Origin of the sequence: Halorubrum sp. LN27, assembly GCF_016635065.1 — an archaeon.
GTDB lineage: Archaea > Halobacteriota > Halobacteria > Halobacteriales > Haloferacaceae > Halorubrum > Halorubrum salipaludis.
On the sequence record NZ_JAEPET010000001.1, the window covers coordinates 1,853,087 to 1,871,420 of the forward strand.

The 18,334-nt window shown below is 67.7% G+C and carries 13 protein-coding genes; 11 read left to right on the plus strand and 2 right to left on the minus strand.

The features are described 5' to 3' along the window. Positions 1-416 precede the first annotated feature (416 nt). The gene (locus tag JIN95_RS09040) at positions 417-1,931 is read right to left on the minus strand and encodes a phosphoenolpyruvate carboxykinase (ATP) (RefSeq protein WP_200531177.1); all 1,515 of its coding nucleotides are present in this window, start codon (positions 1,929-1,931) and stop codon (positions 417-419) included. Positions 1,932-2,206: 275 nt separating this feature from the next. On the opposite strand from JIN95_RS09040, the gene rdfA reads away from it, so the two are divergent. From rdfA to JIN95_RS09070, 6 genes are all read left to right on the plus strand, one after another. Beyond that, complete coding sequence (rdfA, locus tag JIN95_RS09045; protein WP_095637541.1) at positions 2,207-2,833, plus strand: rod-determining factor RdfA; 627 nt, start codon at positions 2,207-2,209, stop codon at positions 2,831-2,833. A 546-nt stretch (positions 2,834-3,379) separates the two neighbouring features. Continuing rightward, the gene (locus tag JIN95_RS09050; protein ID WP_200531178.1) at positions 3,380-4,144 is read left to right on the plus strand and encodes an IclR family transcriptional regulator; all 765 of its coding nucleotides are present in this window, start codon (positions 3,380-3,382) and stop codon (positions 4,142-4,144) included. A gap of 189 nt (positions 4,145-4,333) precedes the next feature. Next, a complete protein-coding gene (locus tag JIN95_RS09055; RefSeq protein WP_095637539.1) occupies positions 4,334-5,548 on the plus strand; it encodes a CoA transferase in 1,215 nt (404 codons plus the stop codon). Positions 5,549-5,551: 3 nt separating this feature from the next. Next, a complete protein-coding gene (locus tag JIN95_RS09060) occupies positions 5,552-6,724 on the plus strand; it encodes a thiolase family protein (protein ID WP_200531179.1) in 1,173 nt (390 codons plus the stop codon). Continuing rightward, entirely contained in the window at positions 6,717-7,100 is a 384-nt protein-coding gene (locus JIN95_RS09065; RefSeq protein WP_200531180.1) for a hypothetical protein, read from the plus strand. The genes JIN95_RS09060 and JIN95_RS09065 overlap by 8 nt, the downstream gene beginning before the upstream one ends. 94 nt (positions 7,101-7,194) lie before the next feature. After that, a complete protein-coding gene (locus tag JIN95_RS09070; protein WP_200531181.1) occupies positions 7,195-8,088 on the plus strand; it encodes a fumarylacetoacetate hydrolase family protein in 894 nt (297 codons plus the stop codon). A gap of 438 nt (positions 8,089-8,526) precedes the next feature. Here the strand turns inward: JIN95_RS09070 and JIN95_RS09075 are convergent, their stop codons facing one another. Next, positions 8,527-9,561, minus strand: coding sequence for a TatD family hydrolase (locus JIN95_RS09075; RefSeq protein ID WP_200531184.1), 1,035 nt, complete (start codon positions 9,559-9,561; stop codon positions 8,527-8,529). A 117-nt stretch (positions 9,562-9,678) separates the two neighbouring features. On the opposite strand from JIN95_RS09075, the gene JIN95_RS09080 reads away from it, so the two are divergent. The 5 genes from JIN95_RS09080 to JIN95_RS09100 all read left to right on the plus strand — a co-directional run bounded on the left by JIN95_RS09080 (position 9,679) and on the right by JIN95_RS09100 (position 18,304). Next, entirely contained in the window at positions 9,679-10,725 is a 1,047-nt protein-coding gene (locus JIN95_RS09080; RefSeq protein ID WP_095637535.1) for a sialidase family protein, read from the plus strand. Next, a complete protein-coding gene (locus tag JIN95_RS09085; protein ID WP_095637534.1) occupies positions 10,722-11,120 on the plus strand; it encodes a DoxX family membrane protein in 399 nt (132 codons plus the stop codon). Before JIN95_RS09080 ends, JIN95_RS09085 begins: the two co-directional genes overlap by 4 nt. A gap of 769 nt (positions 11,121-11,889) precedes the next feature. After that, positions 11,890-13,947, plus strand: a complete 2,058-nt coding sequence (locus tag JIN95_RS09090; RefSeq protein ID WP_200531186.1) for a DNA helicase UvrD — start codon at positions 11,890-11,892, stop codon at positions 13,945-13,947. Then, entirely contained in the window at positions 13,944-14,849 is a 906-nt protein-coding gene (locus tag JIN95_RS09095; RefSeq protein ID WP_200531187.1) for a PD-(D/E)XK nuclease family protein, read from the plus strand. Before JIN95_RS09090 ends, JIN95_RS09095 begins: the two co-directional genes overlap by 4 nt. Next, entirely contained in the window at positions 14,846-18,304 is a 3,459-nt protein-coding gene (locus JIN95_RS09100; protein WP_200531189.1) for an ATP-dependent DNA helicase, read from the plus strand. Before JIN95_RS09095 ends, JIN95_RS09100 begins: the two co-directional genes overlap by 4 nt. Positions 18,305-18,334: the final 30 nt, after the last annotated feature.

Consider the following 18,334-nt stretch of genomic DNA (forward strand, 5'->3'; position numbering starts at 1 on the left):
AGATCGAGCGGGGGCCCAGCCCTCGGTAGCGGTCGCATTGCCACCCGACAACCGCTTCGAACAGCGCGGGGGAGTTGCCGGCGTCGTGGAACAGCACGATCTCGGGCTCGTCCGGCGATGAGCCGCCGACGGTGCGTCGTCGCGGTGAGATAGCGGGTCATCTGCGGTCTCTCGCGATCGGCGGAACCGTCGCAACTCGACGTAGTAAGCATGGCGCTAATCGACGATCGACGAGTAAGAGTTATGTAACCGTCGAACCAGTACTCGGGTATGCGTTCGATATGCCCTCGGTGTGGCGATACAGTCGCGAGAGACCACGGATCGCTCGTCTGCCGGAACTGCGGCCGCACGCTGCGACACGGCGCCGACTGACGGTTTGACCGTCGTCGCCGCGGAACAGTCGCTCGGAGCGCCTGCTAGTACATCGCGTCGCGGATCTCGTCGTCGAGGTCCTCGAACTCGGCGAGGTACTCGCGGCGGTCCTCGCGGAGCGCGTCGCGGGCCGCCTCGAAGTCGTCGACGCGATCGGCGACGGCGAACCGCTCGACGTCGATCCCCGGAACCTCGCTCGGAACGGTCAGCCCGAGGTCGTCGTCGCGCTCCCACTCGATGCGGTCGCGGGCCGCCCCCTCCAGCACGGCGACGGTCTCTTCGACGCCGACGTCGATCGGGTCGTCGGTCCCCACCGTTCCCGTGTTGATGACGTAACACTCGACGTCGAGGTCGGCGATGAGGTCGCGGAAGCGGTTCCCCTCCTCGCCCTCGGAGCCGACGATGAACGGGTTGGTGCCGACGACTCGGATCGGCTCGCCCACCCGCGAGGGATCGCCCGCGCTCGTCTCGACCGACTCCCCGAGCATGAACGCGACCGCGGCCTGCTCGTAGTCGAGGCGCGCGATCGGCGGCATCAGTGGGTTCCGGGTGATGAAAAACACCTGGTCGACGCGGTCGAGGTCGATGTCGTCCGCCGAGCTCTCCAGCCGGTTCCGTCGGATGGTCGCCCGCGCGTTCTTCCCGTAGCGAGGCTCGTCGAAGTGGACCGTGCCGTCGTCGTCGACGGCGACGTTCTCGAGGACGGCGCTCTCGTCGGTCACGGCGCTGTGCAGTTCCGGCTGCTCCGACGCGTCGAGGCCGATCGTCTTCACGTAGAGGCCGCCGCCCTCGCTTCCGGCGACCGTCCCCGAGGGCAGGAGCGCGCACACGTCGTCCTGAATCATCTCGACGCCCTCCGGGTCGTCGAGCCAGAGGCCGTGGCTGGTCAGCGTCGACTTCCCCGTCCCGGAGAGACCGAGGAACAGCTGTCCCACGTCGCGGGCGTCGTCCCCGTCGGCGAGCGTGACGCGCTTGCTCCCCGCGTGGAGGCCCAGTCCGCTCTGTCGCTTCGCGCGGTGCATGAACAGCCGGAGGAACGACTTCTTCGCCTCGCCTGTGTAATCGCTCCCGAGAACCGTCGTGACGCCGTCTTCCGGGTGGACCCGGATCCGCGGATCGTCGGTCGCATCGGGCAACTGCACCGTGACGAAGTCCGGGGACCGGCCGTGGGACGGTTCGAGGAGCTTCGCCCACGAGAGCGCGATCCGACCGTACTCCGCGGGGAGGAACAGCCGACACACGTACGATGTGTCCGGGTGCCGGCCGACGACGCGGTCGACGCAGACCACGTCGTTTTCCGAGTCGTTGACCCACTCGACGCCGCGCGCGAACACGCCGTAATCCTCGTCGTCGAAGTCGTCGTCGAGGGTGTTCGCCGTCGCCTCGGCGCTCCGCGACCGATAGTCGCTCACGTATGACGGCGATCCGTACTCCGTCGTCACCTCCTCGTCCGCCGACAGTTCGCGCAGCTCAGCGAACGAGGGGTTGTACGTGACGTGGTCCGCCGTCTCCGGATCCGGATACGCTGTGGGTTCCGGGACCGGATTTTGAGTGGCCATGTAGTGGACGCTCCGAGCGAGAGGATAATAAGCGTACTGAACGGGGGAACACTGTCCAGCCGCGCGCGACCGCGTCGGCGGGGTCTCGGCGGGGACTCGAGAACCGCGCTCCAAAGTATATTCAAACGTATATTTCTGGAGAATAGTACTGATTCTGATTGTTTATATCGCGTCGTCGTCGGCTCTCGCCGAGAGTGACCGCTTCGGTCTCGCTCGCCGCGACCGACGGAACGACACACCGATATTTTTGTCACGCCCGGGGTCGAAACCCGAACATGACCACCGAAGCGAGCGGGACGAACACGAAGGTCGCGCGGGTGATCCGGGAGTACGGCCTCGACGGCATGGGCGCGACCCTGGAGGCCGCGTGGACCGGCGAGTCCGGCGAGCGGACCAGCCTGCGAGACCTCGCCGACGAGTTCAACGAGGCGGTGCTGGAGGCGGCGCTCCGCGAGGAGAACGTCTCGTCGCTCAACGTCGACGTGTCGAGCACGTACGAGGCGCTCCGCGGCGACTCCGGGTCGTCGACGACGCGGGCTCGCCGCCGCCTCGAACGCGAGGGGATCGACGTCGACGCGCTCACCAAGGACTTCGTCACCCATCAGGCCGTGCACACGTACCTCACGCAGGAGCGCGAGGCGAGCCTCCCGGCGGCGGACGAGGACATGGCCGATCGGAAGGTCGAGACCATCGAGAAGCTCCAGGGCCGCCTCTCGGCGGTCGCCGAGTCGGCCATCTCGTCGCTCGCGAACGCGGACGAGTTAGATCGGGACGACTACGACGTGCTCGTCGACGTCCGCACGGTCTGCCCGAACTGCGGCGCCGACGCGCCTGTCGGGGAGCTGATCCGGCGGGGCGGCTGCGGCTGCTCGGTGGAGTCCGAGGACGCTTCCGAGGACTGAGTGGGGAGTCGGCCCCGGAGATCGGATCGAAGCGCGGCGGGACCGGAGATAATATCAAAACTCAATATATACTATTTCTCGGATATGATTTGGAACACCTCCGAGGCCAACTGCTGTCGGTATCTACCGATCATCGACGAGCCAATTGGTCCGAGGTATTGTCGTCCCACATGTTGAGACGAAAATTCGTGAGTATCTCGGTGTGATTGGACGAATAAACCGGTTATTAGCGGTTTTACCGGCTCTCTCGTCACTTCATCATATGGGATCTAGTTAGCACGTCTGTGGCCCAAACATTACGATACTATGTTTGTAATTTTTGGCCCTGTCCTCGCCACCGGATCTGACCGGCGGAGAGATCTGCCGCCTCGAGGTACCGATCGCACAGAGTCCCGTGCGGTACCGACCGAGTCCAGACCAAGAGTACATCCGATCATATGCGATCTACTTCGCCTTGTGGCACCTTTGATCGCTTCTGTTGCATCCGATTTTCATTCGGATCCGAATATGCGGGATGTTTAAATACTAAAAGGCGGTAACAGCGGTATGGACAACCCGCCCGCGTCGACGGTCAAAACGACGGCGAAGAGCCTCGAAATCGTCGAACTGCTGTTCGATCGGGGACCGATGACGCTCGAAGCGGTCGGAAACGAGGCCGACATGACACGGAGCACGGCGCACCGGCACCTGTTCACCCTCCAAGAGCACGGGTACGTCGTCAAAGACGGGAACGAGTACGGACTGAGCTTCAAGTTCCTCACGGTCGGCGGCGATCTCCAGCGGGAGATCCCGGAATATCAGATGATCAAGTCGAAGGTGGACGACCTCGCGGAGCAGACGAGCGAGCGGGCGCAGTTCATCGTTCGAGAGGGACTCGAACGCGTGTACATCTACACGGAGACCGGCGAGAACCCCGTCCAGACCGGCGCGCACATGGGGCGGCGCGGGACCCTCTACGCGAGCGCGGCCGGGAAGGCGATCCTCGCGAATCTGCCGGAGTCGACCCGCGAGTCGCTCGTCGACGCCTTCGAGTTCGAGCGGACGGGACCGAACACGATCACGGACCGGGCGGAGCTCCGGGAGGCCCTCGCGGAGGTCCGCGACCGCGGGTACGCACTGAACATCGAGGAGTCGACGGGGGGTGTCCACGCCATGGGGACGTGTCTCCGCGGGCGAGACGGGGAGGTGATCGGGGCGCTGAGCGTCTCCGGCCCGGGGACGCGGCTGCGGACCGACCGGTTGGAGACCGATATCCGCGAGAAGGTGCTCGCGGCGGCCAACGAACTCGAACTCCACATCGAACACACGTAGCCGGCGACAGTTTTACTACCCGATACGCTAACGTGTGAGACACGGAATCAACCGGATCGCGGATCCGGCTCCGGAGACGCCGATCGGAGCCGGATCCGCGACCACCCACGAGCCCACGACCGAATCCATGACACATCACGAGTCCATGACCGAAGACACGACGCGCGCGACCACCGCGGGGCACCGAGCATGACCGACACCGGAAAGATACTCGACGGGGTGAAGGTGCTGGACCTGTCCACCTTCGTCACCGGCGGCTTCTGTTCCGCGATGCTCGCGAACCAGGGCGCCGAGGTGGTGAAGATCGAACAGCCGGGATACGGCGACGCGGTCCGCCACTCCGGGCCGCCCTTTATCAAGGGCGAGTCGCCGTACTACTGGTCGCTGAACTACGGGAAGAAGAGCCTCGAGCTCGACCTGAAGAACCCGGAAGCCAAGGAGGCGCTGTACGAGCTCGTCGAGGAGGCCGACGTGTTCATCCAGAACTTCCGGCCCGGCACCGCCGAGCGGCTCGACGTCGACCACGAGACGCTGGGCGAGTACAACGACGACCTGGTGTACCTCGCGATCTCCGCGTTCGGCCAGACCGGGCCGTGGCGCGAGCGGTCCGGGTACGACCTCCTGATCCAGGGGATGAGCGGGATCATGAGCGTCACCGGCGAGGAGGGGCGCCAGCCGGTGAAGGTCGGGCTGCCGATGACGGACCTCATCACGGCGATGTGGGCCGCGTTCGGGACGATGACGGCGCTGTACCGCCGGGAACAGACCGGCGAGGGCGAGTACATCGACCTCGGCATGCTGGAGGCGACGCTGCCGTGGCTCACCAAGCAGGCCGGGATGGTGTTCGCCGGCGAGGAGACCAAACGCATGGGGACGAAAGACCCCGTCCTCGCCCCGTACCAGACGTTCGAGACGAAGGACGGGTTCATCAACGTCTGCATCCTCAACGAGAAGCTGTGGGGCGAGCTGTGCGAGGCCCTCGACCGGCCCGACCTCCCGGAGGACGACCGGTTCGAGAAGAACGCCGACCGCGTCGACCACCTCGACGAGCTGGAGGCCGAGATCGAGGAGACGCTCGCCGAGCACACGACCGACGAGTGGATCGAGATCATCGCCGAGGACGCCGGCGTCCCCGCGGGCCCGGTGTACGACGTCGAGGAGGCGCTGCACAACCCCCAGATCGACGCGCGCGGGACGGTGACCGAGATCGAACACCCGGAGCTCGGCGAGATCCCGGTGATCGAACACCCGCTCCGGTACGAGGGCGCGGACAGCGGCTTCGACCGCGCGCCCCCGACGCTGGGCGAGCACAACCGCGACGTGTTCCGCGAGCTCGGCTACTCCGACGCGGAGATCGACAGGCTCGCCGAGGCCGGCGCCTTCGGCGACGACGACGCGAACTGACCGATGACCGGAGTCGCAATCTCCGGGGTCGGGATGACCGAGTTCCGGGCCGCCGCCGACGCGTCGATCCTCGAACTCGCGGCGGCGGCGGCCGACCGCGCGCTCGCCGACTCCCGCCACTCGCGCGAGGAGGTCGCCTCGCTGCACGTCAGCAACGCGCTCGCGGAGTCGCTGGGGACGCGTGCCGGGGTCGCGAACGCGCTGGCGTCCGCGATCGGCGTCGAGGGCGCCTCGGCCGACCGGATCGAGAACACCAGCGCCAGCGGCGCCAGCGCCTGCCACCGCGGCGTCGAGGCCGTCGGTGCCGGCGGGGAGGGCGTCGCGCTCGTCGTCGGCGTCGAGAAGATGTCCGTCCGCGACACCCCCGACGTCACGGAGTCGATCAGCCGGCTCGTCCACGACCGCGAGTACCGGCAGGGCCTGACGCTCCCGTCGTTCGGCGGGCTCGCGGCCGGGGCGTACCTCGACCGCTACGACGCGCCCCGCGAGTCGCTCGCGGCGGTCGCCGCGAAGAACCACCGGAACGCGAGCGCCAACCCCTTCGCGCAGTTCCAGAAGGCGGTCACCGTCGAGGACGCGCTCGAGTCGCCGGTCGTCGCCGACCCGCTCCGGCTGTACGACTGCTGTCCGATGACCGACGGCGCCGCCGCGGTGGTCCTGTCGCCCGAGGAGGGCGTCCCCGACGAGGGGAGCGTCTCTGACGGAGAGAGCGTCCGGGTCGAGGGGATCGGGAGCGCGACGGGGACGCACGCGATCGCCGAGCGCGACGACCCCCTCGCCATCGAGAGCGTCCGGACGGCCGGCGAGCGGGCGTTCGACCGGGCCGGACTCGCCGTCGACGACGTGGACGTGGCGTGTATCCACGACGCGTTCACGATCTTAGAGCTCCTCGAACTGGAGGAGCTCGGGTTCTACGACCCTGGCACCGCGTGGGAGGCCACGCTGGACGGGGAGACCGCGCTCGACGGCTCGCTCCCGGTGAACCCGGGTGGAGGGCTGAAGGCCCGGGGACACCCCCTCGGCGCGACCGGGCTCTCACAGATCGTCGAGCTGGTCTGGCAGCTGCGCGGCGACCTCCCCGACGAGCGGCAGGTGCCCGACCCCGAGGTCGGCTTCGCGATCAACGTCGCGGGGTTCGGAAACAACAGCGTCTGTACGGTGGTCCGGCATGGGTGAGTCGACCGGCGGAACCTCCGGCGGGGGGCGACCCGACGAACTCGCCGTCGACCGCGCGTTCGTCTGCGACGACTGCGGCGCCGAGTGGTACTACGACCGACACCGCTGCCCGGACTGCTCGGGGCGGGCGATCGGGACGTACGAGCTCGGCGAGGGCGTGCTCGTCGCCCGGACGACGGTCGAGATGACCCCGCCGGACGTCCGCAGTCCGAACCACCTCGGGATCGCCCGGTTCGGCGAGGTCCGACTGACCGCGCAGCTGGCCGACGGCGACGTCTCCGTGGGCGACCGCGTCGCGTTCGCGGGCGCGCACCGGCTCCGTGAGGGGCGCGAGGCGACTGACCCGCGGCTGACCCGGATCGCCGACGGAGAGTGATCGGTCAGCGTCGGATAAGCCATCGGGGTCGGCGGGACGCCCGCCGCGCTCGCACAGGCACTATTATTACGCCGCCGCGTCTGTATCGACACGTATGCGCGTCGGACAATACCGATCGGAGCCGGCAGAACAGCCGTGGAGCGGCGTGGCGACTGGAGACGAGACGGTCGTCAAGCTCTCCGAAGCGGGGGCCGGGGCGGGCGTCGACCTCGGACCGCAGACGAGCGACCTCCTCGACGAGTGGGAGTGGCGGCGGAAGGCGGAGCTGGCGATCGAGTACGCCGAGGAGACGGGCGTCGGCGTCTACGACGCCGCGGACCTCTCCCGGGCGGCGCCCGTCTCCGACCCGGAGAAGGTCGTCTGCGTCGGGCTGAACTACCGCGACCACGCGGAGGAGGGCGACAACGAGATCCCCGACGAGCCCGTGCTCTTCTCGAAGTTCCCGACGACGGTGGCGGGGCCGGAGGACACGGTCTCGTGGGATCCCGACCTCACGCAGAAGGTCGACTACGAGGCGGAGCTGGTCGCCGTCATCGGTGAGGAGGCGCGCCGGGTCGAGCCCGACGAGGCGATGGACCACGTGGCGGGCTTCCTCGTGGGCAACGACGTGTCGGCGCGGGACCTCCAGCACGGCGACGGCCAGTGGGTCCGGGGGAAGAGCCTCGACTCGTTCGCGCCGACCGGACCGGAGCTCGTCACGACGGACGAGGTGTCGGACCCGCACGACTTGGACATCTGGGCCGACGTGAACGGCGAGCGGCTCCAGGAGTCGACGACGGCGAACCTGATCTTCGGGATCGACGAGCTCGTCTCCTTCTGCAGTCAGGCGTTCACGCTCAATCCGGGCGACCTGCTGTTCACCGGCACGCCGCCGGGCGTGGGCGTGTACCGCGAGCCGCCGGTCCTCTTGGAGGAGGGCGACAGCGTCACGATCGGCGTCGAGGAGGTCGGCGAGCTGACGACCGAGTTCGCGTTCGACGGAGAGTAGCGATCACGGGTGTGGGTGTGTCAGATTTTCTGAGTAATTGTTTATAAGTTGGATCGGAGGGTCGTCGCCCATTATTTATAAGTGATCGACGACTCCGCGGTGACGGCCTCCAAAGCCCCAGCCGGGTGGGCGGCGCACGCTCGCTGCGGTCCTCAGTCGTTCGCTTCGCTCACTCCTTGCGGTCCTTGTGTCGCCTGCGCCGCCCACCCGGCTGCCCCTTTGAGTCCCACCCAACTGCGCGGCCCCGCACCTCACGCCTCCCCAGCCTCGTCGGGCGCCGCAGGCGACCGACTCCCTCGCACCGTCGGCTCGCGGCCCTCCGGGCCGCTCACCGGGGCGCGCCACCGCTCCGCTCGTTTATAAGCGATCACCGCTGTCGCTCAGGGATCTGCCTGAAGAATAACGCTTTGACGGGACTGTGCTGGTCGGAACCGCGGACTACTGCTCGAAGTCGAATACCTCCCGCGGGTTCTCCAGTACCACCTGCCGGATGTCGTCGACGTCGATCCCGTAGCGGTACAGCTCGAAGATCGCGCGCTTCAGCGCGTACGGGTCGGTTCTGAGGACGTTCGCGCAGTCGGTGTCGACCATGATCCGGTCGGGGCCGTACTCGTCGATGGCGTTCGCCACGTCGGCGGCGTCGACGCCGACCAGCCACGAGTGGCCGATCGTGTAGCTCAGGTAGCAGTCGGTCTCCTCCATCAGGTACGCGGTGTTGTTGGCGTCGGCGTGGGAGGCGACGACGCGCTCCTCCGGGAGGCCGGCGTCGCGCGCGGCCGCCACGTCGCGTTTCACGGCCTCGAGCTCGGGGTTGTCGCCGTCGAGGACCGGGTCGGCGCCGAGCCCCGCGTTCTTCTCGTAGCCGGGCGTCACGCCGAGGCCGTCGCGGTACTCCCGCTTCGCGTCGGTCGACGTGTTCGGCGTGTGGAGGAGCACGGGGAGGTCGTGGTCACGCGCGAGCTCCATCTGGGCCTGCACGACGGCCTGCTGCTCCTCGATCCCCCAGCGCTCGACGTGTTGGGACGGGACGACGCCGGTCTCGCCGACGGCGACGACCTCGTCGAGCGCGCAGTAGTCGTCCATCGCTGCGAGCAGCTCGTCCGGGTTCTCGATGCGGACGCCGGTGTGGACGCCGAGCCCGAGCTTCGCCTCGAAGAAGTGGTTGCGCTCGATCGCCTCGCGGCGGTTGATCGCGTCGTCCCACAGGAAGCGGATGTCGTCGGCCTCGACGGGTTTGTACGGGGTCCAGTGGTAGCCGGAGGCGACCATCATCATCGACCGACAGCCCGAGAGGGCGTACCGCTCCCGGTCGTCCCACGAGAGCGTGTGCGCGTGGTTGTGGATGTCGATCCACGGGAGCGTGAGCAGCTCTCGCGGCGGGTCGAGTGTCCCGTCGTCGCCTCGCGTCCCGTCGTCTCGCTCGTCGAGGTACGCCGCGTCGGTCGGTCGCTTCGTCGGGTGAGGTCTCGTCATGAGTGGAGTCCGAGCGAGGCGAGTCGCCCCGTGGTCGGTATGGTTTACCCTCGCTCCGAGCGCACTTAGATGTACACATTGGTAACCTTTATTGTGGTTCCTCGTCTCACACGGAGTATGCCACTATTGATCGGAACAGACGACGGTCTGTACCGCGTCGACGATGTCCCGTTCGAGCGCGACGAGGCGCGCGAAGTGCTCGACTGCGGGGTCGTCACCGCCGTGAAGTCGTGGGACCACACCGAGGGCGTCTTCGTCGCGTCCACCGCGGGGGCGTACCGCTCCCTTGACGGCGGCGAGACGTGGGAGGACCTCGGCGTCCCCCTCGGGGACCGGTTCTGGCACGCTGGCCAGAGCGAGGTCTGGTCGATCCTCGCGACCGCGGACGGCGCGCTCTACGCCGGGACGAACGACCCGTACGTCTTCCGCTCGGTCGACGGGGGAGAGACGTGGGCCGAACAGAAGGGGTTTCGCGACCTCCCGTCGCGCGGCCACTGGGAGTCGCCGATCGACCCGCACTACGCCCGGCTGCGCGCGCTCGAAGCGGTCCCCGGCCGCCCGGACCAGCTGATCGCGGGCGTCGAGGCCGGCGGGATCCACCTGAGCGCGGACGGCGGGCAGACGTGGACGGACCGACGCGACACGATCGTCGACGACATCCACCAGATTCTCCCGATCTCGGAGGACGTGTGGCTGGCGGCGACGGGGTACCTCGATCACAACTTGGAGAACCTCGGGCTCGGCCACGCGGTCGGCGAGGGCGGGCTCTGGCGCACCACCGACGCGGGCGAGTCGTGGACGCGGATCGACACCGGGAACGACTTCTCGTACGTCAGGCGCGTGTTCGTCCACGACGGGACCGTCTTCTTCTGCGGCGGCGAGGAGGCGCCGCCGGCGTGGGTGAACGACGACCACGAGGTGGCGCTGTTCGAGTCGACGAACTTCGGTCGGGACTTCGAGCGGGTGTCGTTCCCGGGCGAGCCCCACGAGATCATCGAGACGTGGGACGTGTACGACGGCGACGTGATCTGCGGCTCGGGGCTGTTCGACGTGCCGGACCAGCGCGACGACGTGGAGGGCCGCCTCATGCGCCGGACCGACGACGGGGCGTACGAGACGGTCGGCCGCGTCGACGCGAACGTCAGCCGCATCGAGGTGGTGTGAGCGTGAGCGACGGCGAGGAGACCGCAGACTCCCCGTCCGCGATCGGCCGCGCCCTGTACGGTGGCGTGCTCGCGTACATGGCGGTGGACGGGTTCAAGAACAACGACAAGCGGGTGGAGGTGGCCGAAGAGAAGGGCGTGCCGATGCCGGACCTGCTCGTCCCGTTCGTTACCGGGATGCTGTTCGTCGCCAACCTCGGCGTCGTGTTCTGGAAGTTGCCCCGAGTATCGGCCGGCGCGCTCGTCACGTTCTTCCTCGGCACCACCCCCGCGATCCACAATTTTTGGACGATGGAGGGGAAAGAGCGCCACGACAACAAGATCAACTTCCTGAAAAACCTCGCGCTGCTCGGCGGCGCGATCACCTATCTCGACGCCGCCGACAGCGACGAGTAGTCGGGTCCGCGACCGACTCGCTTCCCGTTTTGGTCGTCCGATACCGGACCGGTGGAATCGGATTCCAGTTGTATTGGCACACCTATAAACAGATAATAAATAAAATTTATACTTCAAATACTACGAGTACAAACATATTTGTTTGTGGGGGTTAGAAAGAGCGAAATGTTTCACTTATTGACTATTTATCGGAATTATATAGTAGAATACGATATTAAAGGGTTGAGATACAAAATATATGGCGTAATTATTTAAAATATGGGTGAATATGGGCCCTTTCGAAGGATACCCCGTCTATCTGACGATGGAAATTGACCCAAATCGACGTTAGAGGGCGACATATGTCTGTTACTGTTGTCGAACCGAGAGCGATTAGGATAAACGAACCCGGTTCTGTGACGATGTCCGTTTCATAATTATCAGATTACAATGTTATATACAAATCTTATATGTTTGGCTTTCGATCTCTGTTCGGATCCAGCTGTCGAACGGACCGGACCGGTCGTCTCTGCCGGAGACTCTCCGCTCGTTTCTCCCTCCTCCGCGAGGTTCCCAGCGAGTCGGCACGGGCGGTTTCCTCTCCCTGAGCCCGCGACCGGACGAAGCGATCGGCGACCGGTCGTCGTGACAGCGACGTATCGGCCCGCCCGCCAAATTCCGATGACGTGCGACGGACGATACCGATCGGGAGAACACCTATCAGCCAGGTCTTAGAATCGTGTCGTATGCAGCGTACCACCGTTCCGTCTTCTCCGGCTGAGGGCCGTCCATGAGCGAGACGGATCGCCGCAGCTTCGACGGTGAGCTGGTGACGGTACCGTTCGGCGCGCACAACGTCGAAGCAACGGCGCGGGACGTCTACGCCGAGTTCCTCGACGACCACGAGTCCGAGGACGTACTCGTCGTCACGGGCGCGCCGACGAGCACGGACGCGTTCCGCGAGGCGTTGGACGAGGAACTGTCGGGGGCGGCGACGCCGCACGTGACGTCGCTGGTCGTGCACGCGACCGACGTCCTCAGCCAGTCCGATGACCGCGTCATCCTCTCGGACGCGTTACGGCGCGAGCTCCTACATCGGTTCCTCGCCGACTACGAGTGGGACGCGGAGTACCTGCGGCGGGCGTCCGCGCAGCCGTCGTTCGTCGACGACGTGGACCGAGTGATGGACACGCTCTCCTGGCAAACCGTCACGCCCGACGAGACCCCGGAACTCCGGGAGATCGCGGCCGCGCTCGACGCGTTCCACGAGTGGCTCGCCGAACACGACCACATGGAGCGCGGGCAGCTCATCTCGGCGGCGCGCGACGCGCTCGCCGGCGACGACCGCGACGCCGTCGTCGACGCCGACGCGGTGCTCGCGGTCGAGTTCGAGGAGTTTCTCCCGCTCGACCGCGCGTACCTCGACGCGCTCACCGCGGACTGCGAGCTCGCGTGCGTCGCCGAGGAGCACGCGAGCGTGCGCCGCACGTGGGTCGAGACGGGACCGGTGACGGAGCGCGTCTCGTTCGAGGCGTCCCGCCGCGCGGTCTCGTCTCCGCCGTCGACGCGACCGGAGGCCACGGCGGCGTACTTCGCCGAGGGGCGGGTGGACGCCGACCCGGAGCTCGGCTCGGTCTCGGTGTTGGCCGCGGCGTCGAGCGACGAGCAGCTCGCCGCGATCGCGAACGAGATCGAGTCGCTCATCGGGGATTCCGACTGGGGGTACGACGACATCGCGGTCGCCGCGAAGGGGAGCGGAGAAGGCGTCACGGAGGTCATCGAGGCGTTCGAACGCGCGGGGATCCCGACGGCGTCGACGACGGTGACCGGGTTCGGCGACGACCCGGCGATCCGGGAGCTACTCGCGGTCGTCCGCGAGCTCGCGGGCGACGACGACGGTGACCGCCTCGACCGCGGGGCGGATACCGACAGTGCCCGCGTGGACCGAATGCGTAGCATGGAGTCGATTGAGGACGCGGTGCGGTGGTGGGCGACGGCTGTCGGCTTGAAAGAGCGCATCGCGGAGCGGGCCTCGCCGCTCGAGGCGCGGTCGCAGTTCGGGAACGTCCGGCGGGCGTTTCGCATGGCCGAGTTCCTCGAAACCACGGCGTTCGCGGACGCGACGTGGGCGCCCTTCCGAGAGATGATGGAACGCGCCCACGAGTACGCGCCGCGGCGGAGTCAGACGAGCGCGACGGACCTCGACGGCGGCGTGCGCGTCGACCACTTACGGGCCGTCAAGAACGAGTCGTTCCGCGCGGTGTTCCTTGTGAACCTCGTCGACGGCGAGTACCCGGGTGACGCGTTCCTGACGCGGCTGTTCCCGACGGAGCGCGTCGCGTCGATGCCGGATTACCCGGCGGTCACGGAGCTCGACGCGTCGGCGGTGGCGGCGACGTTCCCGACGACGTCGACGGCGTCGGCGCGGCCGTTCGCGCGGTACCACACGGAACACGCGCGGCGGCGCTTGGCCGTCGGGGCCGACGCGGCGACGGAGCGGCTGTACTGCTGTCTCTACGAGTTCGAGGGCACGGCGCTCGAGGAGCGCGCGCAGGCGTCGCGGTTCCTCACGGCGGCGTACGACGAGCTCCCGTGGGTGACCGACGCCGACGACCCGCACGTCACGAGCGAGCGGGCGGCGGAGGAGTTTCTGCTGTCGCGGGTCGACGACGCCCTCGCGGAGGTGCGGCGCGCCAACAGTCGGGACGTGTCGGTGTCGCTCGACGAGGTGGAGGCGGAGCTCGGCGAGATTCAGGGCCTGCTCGACGAGAGCGGCGTGCGCGGCGACAGGCTCCGGGAGGCGTTGCGCGCCCGCGTCGAGCTCGCGAACGGGGAGGTGCGGCGATGAGTTCGGCGTCACTGTCGCCGTCGCGGCTGGCGACGTACGCGACCTGCCCCCGGCAGTACGACTACCGGTACGCGCAGGGCGTGAACACGCCGGACCGGTCCGATCTGTACCTGAATCAGGGAACGATCTACCACGAGACGATCGAGGACGTGTGCGACGCGACCGACCGCGACGACGATCCGAGGGCCATCTCCGACCGGGCGATGCGGACCTTCGACGCGAAGTGGGACGAGCACAGCGCGCCGGACGACTACGAATCGGCCGCACACCGGGAGTACCAGCGTGCCGAGAACCGGGCCGCCGTCGAGTCGTTCTTCGATCCGGACGGCGGCGACGGGATCGAGCACGCCCGCCGGTCGCTCGCCACGGAGTGCCGGGTCGAGTGCGAAGTGGACGGCCGGGAGCTGCACGGGAAGGCCGATAACGTCGTCCGGACGGCGGACGGGCTCCACGTCTTCGACTACAAGCGGACTACCCGCGGTGTCCTCTCGTCGGGGACGGCCGAGTATCTCGGCGCGCATCTCGACGGGGAGGCGCACGAACCGAAACGGGTGCGGAACGCGTTCCAGACGGCGACGTACGTCGAGGGCGTGAAGAACGAACCGTTCTACGAGGACGGGATGGACGTCCGATTCAGTTTCTACGGGCTGCTCAACAGCACGTCGTTCGAGAGCACGCCGGACGGGTACGAGGTGTCGGTGCGGGGGTATCCGCGAGAGACCACGGGGATCTACGAGGCGCAGTCCGACACGATCCGGGCGCTCATTCGCGCCGCCCACGACGGAATCACGGGCGACGCCTTCGAGCCGGAGCCGTTCGACCTCATCACCGAGGAGGCGTGCCCGGACTGCGACTACCGGGAGATGTGCGCCGATCGCCTCTCCCCGGAGGTGCGGCGATGAGCGACGGCGCCGACTACCCGTCGTGGTTCCCCGTCCCGGAGGACGACGTGTCCCCGGAGCCGCAACAGCGGGCGATCATCGACGCCGACGCGTACCCGATGCGCGTCCTCGCCGGGGCCGGGACCGGGAAGACGTTCACGATGGTGCGGAAGATCGAGCACCTCATCGACGAGGAGGGCGTGTCCCCGGACCGGATTCTCGCGTTGACGTTCACGAACAACGCCGCCGATTCGATGCGGGAGAAGCTCAACGCGAAGCTCGGGACGGCGGGGTACGACGTCGACGCGTACACGTACCACTCGATCTGCAACGAGATCCTCTCCGATTACGCGTACGAGGCCGGCCTCGACCCCGACTTCGAGGTCGCCACGGACGCCGAGAAGTACGCCGTCGTCTCGGACGTCCTCGACGAGGTCGAGTACCGGTCGGTGAAACCGAACGTGTACGGGAGCGACGGGTACGCGCCGGGGGCCGCGACGAAGCTCCTCGACTTCGTCGGGTCGATGAAGCGGAGCGGCGTCTCACCGGACGACGTCGACGCGTTCCTCGGGCCCGCGGACCGCGTCTACGAGCTCGCCGACGTTTCGGAGCGCGTCGAAGCGATCGCCGGCGATCACCTGGGCGGCCGTTCCGTGTCGAGCGTGCTCGACTCGCTCCCGGCCGTCCGCGCCGAGCTCGTCGCGGAACGCGACGCACTGGAGGGAGGCGGCATGGAAGCCAGCGTGCGGGACTTCCTCGACCGGCTGGTCGACCTCTGTGACGCGCTGGAAGCGGCGTTCGAAGCCCACGAGGCGGGCGAGCGGGAGCTGCCGGAGAACGCGCACAAGCTCCCGAAGTACCTGCTCGGCGGGTACGCGAGCGGCGCGCCGACGGGGATCCCGGGGAGCCTCGACCTCGAACTCACGGAACAGCTCGACTCGTTCCTCTCCGACTGCCTCGCTGCCCGCGACCTGACGGCGGGGTACGCGGCGTACGAGCGGGAACTCGACGACCGCAACCTCGTCGACTTCGACGGCCTCGTCGCGGAGACGGCCGCGCTGATGGAGTCCCCCGTCGGCGAGGAGATCGCCGACCGGTGGGAGTACGTGTTCTGCGACGAGTTCCAGGACACGGACCGCCTCCAGTTCGACCTCGTCACGTCGCTCGTCACCGACGACAACCTGTTCGTCGTCGGCGACGACGACCAGGCGATCTACGAGTGGCGCGGGGCACACGTCGCCAACATCACCGACGAGCTCGACCGCGCGTTCGCGGCGCTCGCCGACGAGCCCTTAACGGAGAACTTCCGGTCGCGGCAGCCGATCCTCGACTTCGCGAACGAGGCGATTCAGCGGCTCGACCGCCGCGAGCGACACAAGACGCTCACTCGCGTCGACGAACCCGCGTACGACGGGGACGCCGTCGTCACCGTCGAGCTCCCGGACGAAGAGGGCGACGCGGACGGCGCGACACAGCTTCGCACGGTCGTACAGAACCTACTGAGCGGGGCGGCAGCGGACCTCGACGAAGCGTACGACCCGGGCGACATCGCGCTCCTCGTCCGGAAGAACGCCCACGCGACGCCGGTCATCGAAGCGTTCGAAGACGCCGGAATCCCGTATCAGGTCGCCGGCGATCTGGCCGCGGAGTCGGTCGGCGTCGGGACCGTCACCGCCTACCTGAAGGCGCTCGCCAGCCCGGAGGACGAGGTGAGTTGGAACCGCGTTCTCCTGATGCGGTACCGGCTCTGCGACGCCGACCTCCGCGCGCTCAACGCCGGCGACGACCCGCTCGTGGACGCGCTCCTGGAGACGCCGCTCGACCAGTTCGACGAACCCGACCGCGTCGCCGAGGCACGCGAGCACGCCTCTGAGCTGCTCGACCTCCGCGACTCGGCGTCGCTCAGCCACCTGTACCGCGAGCTCACGGAGCTCACGAACATCGAGTGGTACCTCAGCGAACAGGAGCGCCGGGACCTCGCCCGGCTCGAGACCGTCGTCGAACAGTACGGGAACGGCGCCGTCCAACCGCCGCTCACCCCGGCGTTCGTCGACTCGCTCGAACACCACGACTCGCTGTTCGACGAGAGCGGCACTTCGCCCACGAGCCAGCCGGACGTCGCCGACGACGCGGTCAACGTGATGACCATTCACAAGAGCAAGGGGTTAGACTTCCCGGTCGTCCTCATCCCGCGAGTCACGGCCGAGGAGTGGGCGCCGAGTTCGCGCGCGTACGACGCGCTCGAAACGGGGCTCTCGGACGGGCCGGAGGCGGCGTTCGCCGGGGACTTCGTCGAGCGCGACGCGCGAGAGACGCGTCGCGTGTTCCACGTCGGCATCACGCGTGCCGAGGATGTCCTCGTCCTCCAAGGCGGGAGTGCGGACGACGACGCCGCGGACGCGCACCCGGTTTCGGAGACCGTCGACGAGATCCTGCCGCCTCGGATCCCGTGGCGGCCCGACCGGGGGCGACTCCCCCTCTGGACCGACGTTCAGGACTGCCTCCCGGACGCGGCGGCGGACTGGACCGACACGCTGGCCGACGAGACGACGGGGCGCGTCGGCGGCGGCGTCACGCACGACGGCGAGGAGCTCACCGTCGAGACCGCGCGCGACCGCGTGCTCGACCTCGCGACGGCCGCCCTCGACGGGGATCTCGCACCGAATCCGGTACGGGAAACGCTCCGTGTTGGGGCCCTGAACGGCCCGACGACGCCATCGCCCTCGCTGTCGCACAGCTACACCTCGCTGGCGGCCTACGAGGAGTGCCCGCGGACCCACTACCTGGAGTACGTGGTGAAGGCGTTCGCCGATTACCGCGGGCCGGCGGCACCGAGCGACGCCGGGAGCGGCGCGTCGCAGCGCGAGATCGGAGTGCTGTTCCACGACACCGCGGAGCAAGCCGCGAACCGGGACGCGAGCGGGAAAGACGAGTGGTACGAGGTCTGCGAGCGCCTCGCCGGTCATCGCCGCGCCGAGGACGCGCTGCCGGCCGCGAAACGGTGCATCGACCGGTACTTCGAACTGAATCTCTCCGGTTACGAGGTCGTCGACGCCGAACGGGAGTTCGAACTCGACCTCGACGGACACGAACTCGTCGGGTTCATCGACGCCGTCTACCGAACGCCGGACGACGACCTCCTCGTGATCGACTACAAGGCGACCGAACGCCGCCGCGATCTGCGGGGTGACAAACAGCTCCCGATCTACCTCCTGGCCTGCCGCGAGCTGTACGACGAGCCGGTGACGCGCGCGGGGTACGCGTACGTCGGCGACATCGGCCCGACGGTCGAAACGCGACCGTTCGGCGACGGCGAGCTGGACGCGGTCCGGACCGACGTGACGGAGTCGATGAACCGCATCGCCGAGTTCTCCTTCGACCGGTACGAGGCCGGCGACCACTGTCGGTGGTGTCAACACAATCAGCTGCCCTGCGCACCGGACTCGCTCACCGTCGGGCCCGGGTTCGAGGAGTAGTCGGGACTGCTCGCTAATCGAAGAACTGAC